Annotated in this window: 3 protein-coding genes; all 3 read left to right on the forward strand. The window is 58.3% G+C overall.

The window, feature by feature from the left end; translation table 11 throughout:
- On the forward strand, window positions 1-707 hold a 707-nt coding region (locus ACH2EH_RS14130), incomplete at its 5' end, for an NAD(P)-dependent oxidoreductase (RefSeq protein WP_395142685.1).
- Window positions 704-3,388: a cation-translocating P-type ATPase gene (locus ACH2EH_RS14135; protein ID WP_395142686.1), complete on the forward strand. Its 2,685-nt coding sequence runs from the start codon at window positions 704-706 to the stop codon at window positions 3,386-3,388. The genes ACH2EH_RS14130 and ACH2EH_RS14135, both read left to right, overlap by 4 nt.
- A gap of 219 nt (window positions 3,389-3,607) precedes the next feature.
- Window positions 3,608-4,201, forward strand: coding sequence for a hypothetical protein (locus ACH2EH_RS14140; RefSeq protein WP_395142687.1), 594 nt, complete (start codon window positions 3,608-3,610; stop codon window positions 4,199-4,201).
- Window positions 4,202-4,238: the final 37 nt, after the last annotated feature.

The raw sequence follows: 4,238 nt of genomic DNA on the forward strand, positions 1-4,238 counted from the left end.
CCTACTCGCCCTATGCCGTCGCGGAGCACACCGTCGCGCTCTTGCTGGCACTCAACCGAAAAATTCACCGCGCCTACAACCGCGTTCGTGAGCATAACTTCTCTCTAACAGGGCTCGTGGGCTTTGACCTGCACGGCAAGACCGTCGGAATTGTCGGCACCGGCAAGATCGGGCGCGTCGCGGCGCAGATTTTTCGAGGATTCGGCACCGAAGTGCTCGCCTGCGATATCGCTCCTTCTCTGGAGTGGGCAGCGGAGCACAGTGTTCACTACGTGGACTTTCCCACCCTACTTTCAAAAAGCGATATTGTCTCGCTGCATCTGCCCCTCACGCCCCAGTCGCGCTATCTGCTGAACACCGAGACGCTGGCTCAAATGAAGCCTGGAGCCTATCTTCTCAACACCAGCCGTGGCAAGCTCGTCGAGACCAAAGCCCTGATAAAAGCGCTCAAAACGGGCTGGCTCGGTGGCGTCGCGCTGGATGTCTACGAGGACGAGGAAGGCTTTTTCTTTGAGGACTACTCTGGCGAGATCCTCCAAGACGACGAGCTCTCGCGCCTTTTAACGTTTCCCAATGTGCTCATTACGGCCCACCAAGCGTTTCTCACCCAAGAGGCACTGAGCGAGATTGCACGGGTGACAATCAGCAATCTGCTGCGCTTCTCAGAAGGCAAGCCCTTGCTGGAAGGCTCAACTCTCTCTCCATGACTCCCTGGCACCAGAAGTCAGTAAAAGCGATCCTAGCACAAGTGCACTCTTCGGTCGTGGGACTCTCGGAAAAAGAGGCCGCTAAGCGACTTCTGGCCGATGGCCCCAATGCGCTCAAAGAGCTTCCTCCCGTTCGCCCCTGGCAGCTTCTGATCGGCCAGTTTAAGAATGTCATTATCTGGATCCTGATCGCGGCTAGCGTGATCTCCGGAGCGCTGGGCGAGACAGTGGACGCCATTACAATTCTTCTGATCGTACTGCTCAATGCCGCCATTGGCTTCTACCAGGAGTTCAATGCCGCGCAGTCCATCGCGGCCCTGCAAAAGCTCACGACTCCTCAAGCCCGAGTGCGGCGCTCGGGGCATGTCACCGAAGTCCCTGCCATAGAGATCGTGGTAGGGGATGTCTTGCTTCTTGAGGCGGGCGATCTGGTTGCCGCCGACGCCCGGCTTTTAAAAACCGCCTCGCTCAAAGTGATCGAGTCCGCCCTCACGGGCGAGTCCGTGGCCGTGCCCAAGCAGCCCGAGATACTTAAGCTTGAGGACGTCCCCCTTGCCGAGCGTGAGAATATTGTCTTTCAGGGCACCAGCGTGGCGGCGGGAACCGGCCAAGCCGTGGTGGTTGCCACGGAGATGCAGACAGAACTGGGCCATATCGCCGAGCTGCTCGAAGAGACAGAAACCAATAGAGACACACCGCTCCAACAAAAGCTCGACGCGTTTGGGCGGATTTTAATCGTGGCGGCACTCGGTATCGTGGCGCTGCTCTTCTTGCTGGGCTTGCTGCGTGGGACGAAAGTATTAGAGCTGACGCTCACCTCGGTCAGCCTTGCCGTGGCCGCCGTGCCGGAGGGCCTCCCGACCGTTGTCACGGTTGCGCTCTCACTGGGCGTACTGCGGATGTCTCGCCGCAACGCACTCGTCCGCAAGCTCGCCGCCGTGGAGACTCTCGGCTCGGTCAGTGTCATCTGCACAGATAAAACGGGCACGCTCACCCGTGGTGAGATGACAGTGCGCGAGCTTTTTGTCGCTGGGCAGCTCTACAAGGTCACCGGTAGCGGCTACAGCCCCGAAGGCGAGGTGCAGTTTGAGGGCAAGAAAGCACAAGACGGCCACACTGCGCCGCTTCTTATGCTCGCCACCAACCTCCTGGGCTGTAATAGTGCGCACTTAAGCGAGGAAGCGGGCCTTTGGAAAACAATCGGCGATCCCACCGAGGGAGCACTTCTTGTTGCGGGGACAAAAGCGGGGGGCAATCGTGAGGCGCTTGAGAAAGAGCAGCCCAAGCACCTAGAGCTCCCGTTTGATGCAGACCGCAAGCGCAGCGCTGTGATTCGCACGCAGGCCGATGGAAGCTTCCGTGCACTAGTCAATGGGGCTCCGGGCCAGCTCTTGCAGCGCTGCACACAGCTCTACACTGCCACGGGCATCGTCCCACTTACCGACGATATGCGCGATAGCCTTCTGGAGCAAGTGGCGGTGATGGCGCAAGCGGCGCTCCGTGTGCTCGGCTCCGCCTACCGGGATCTGGCGAGCGATACCCCTGAGAGCCAGCTCACCCCTGATGGCATCGAGCGCGAGCTGGTCTTTGTGGGACTGACGGGCATGGTGGATCCCCCTCGCCCCGAAGCCAAAGACGCCATTGCCCGGTGCCATGCGGCAGGTATTCGCGTCGTGATGATCACTGGCGACAATCCCCACACCGCCAATGCGATTGCCAAAGAGCTGGGGATAGCGACCGAGAGCACCGTAACGCTCACGGGCACCGAGCTTGATGCGCTCACCGAAGACGTGCTCCAGCAGCGCGCGTCTACGATTGCCGTCTATGCCCGTGTCACGGCAACGCACAAGCTTCGGATTATCCATGCCCTAAAAGCCAGTGGGGCCATTGTTGCCATGACAGGCGACGGGGTGAACGACGCGCCCGCCATCAAGCACGCCGATATTGGGATCGCCATGGGCAAGACCGGTACCGAGGTCACCAAGCAGGCGGCGGACATGATCATCACCGATGACAACTTCGCCACGATTGTCGCCGCCGTAGAAGAGGGCCGTGGCATCTACGACAATATCCGTAAGACTCTGGAGTACCTGCTCGCAGGCAATGCCGGTGAGCTACTCCTCATGACAGCGTGCGTTATCGTCGGGCTCCCCTCACCGCTCCTGCCGATTCACCTGCTCTGGATCAACTTAGTCACCGATGGCCTCCCCGCGCTTTGCCTGGCCATTGATCCGATTGACTCCGATGTGATGAAGCGCCTCCCGCGCCATTCCTTAGAGAAAATCATTGACCGCAGCTTCGTACGTACCATGCTCCTCAATGGCGCTCTGACGGCATCAGTCACCTTCGCCGAGTACCTCTATGTTCTGCGAACCGAGACGCCCGAGATCGCACGCACACACGCCTTCACCGTCTTGGTGTTCGCAGAGCTTCTGCGCTCCTTTGGAGCTCGCAGTGAGAACAAGCCTCTCTGGGAAATTCCATTTTTCTCCAACCGCAACTTGGTGATTATTGTGACGCTTTCCTTAGGACTCCAGATCTGGAGCCAGCACAATACGGTTCTGGCACGCTTCTTAAAAACAGAGACTCTTCCCTCTCTCGACACCCTCTTCTTAGTGCTTATTGCCACGATTCCGATGGTGATCCTAGAGGTCGCGAAAGTCGTGCGCCGTGCACAATAAATACGCACGGGTGCACAGCCTGTGGGTAAATTTGATTCGTGGACAAGTGTTCGATCTTTTACCGTTTTTGACTTTGGACGTGCGACGGAGGATGCATCGGTGGCTAAGCAGATTCTCAGTTTGCCTTGCAGTGGTGCTGCCTTTGCAAAAAACTGTCTGAGTTTCTGTGTCTCTAGGACTCCATCTTCAAAGGCTTCGCCGACCTTGCCTTTGTGAAGCTTGGCCAGAGCACCCTCTAGCCAGCTTGATACGCACACACCCACGCTTCATGTGCTTGCTGGAGGGCAGGTGGACGGCGCGGGGCTTGGCATCCAAGCACAAAACGGCGCGACACACTTTCTCCAGCGCTTCGCCCTGCGGCCGCACGCAGGCTACAGCCAAGCGGAGGCAATGCGCTTTGCACTGGAACACCCGAACCCACCTGTCACCGGCGCAGTGCAGGGAACAGCGCCTGCGTATCCCGAAGCTGAGTTTTCTCTGCTCACCATAAGACCGCCTGACTTTCTGCTCTGGGCGCTCAAGCCCCACGAGGACGGCATCGCGAAGGGGCTGGTAGTGCAGGTCTGGAACCAGGCAAAGACAGCACAGATCGTTCGGCTCACGCCCGCTATCCCACTGCACCAAGCAATGCGCCTCACGCACATTGAGACAACTCTTGAACCGCTGCCCCTAACAAACGGCGCACTAGAAACCACTGTCGCGGCACATGGGTATAATCGAGTTCACGAGCTGCTTATACGTATTACTAATTCACGGGGTGTGCTAATTTCCTCAGACGGCATATCGAGCCACCTCAGCCAGATCACGTCCTAAGACGAGGTTGAAGTAACGAGCCAGATTGAAGGCTGCA

The sequence above is a fragment of the Armatimonas sp. genome (assembly GCF_043760365.1).
GTDB lineage: Bacteria > Armatimonadota > Armatimonadia > Armatimonadales > Armatimonadaceae > Armatimonas.

Excerpts from the sequence above, each read along its gene's own strand:
- ACH2EH_RS14135 (WP_395142686.1), top strand. The coding sequence starts at position 704 with ATGACTCCCTGGCACCAGAAGTCAGTAAAAGCGATCCTAGCACAAGTG.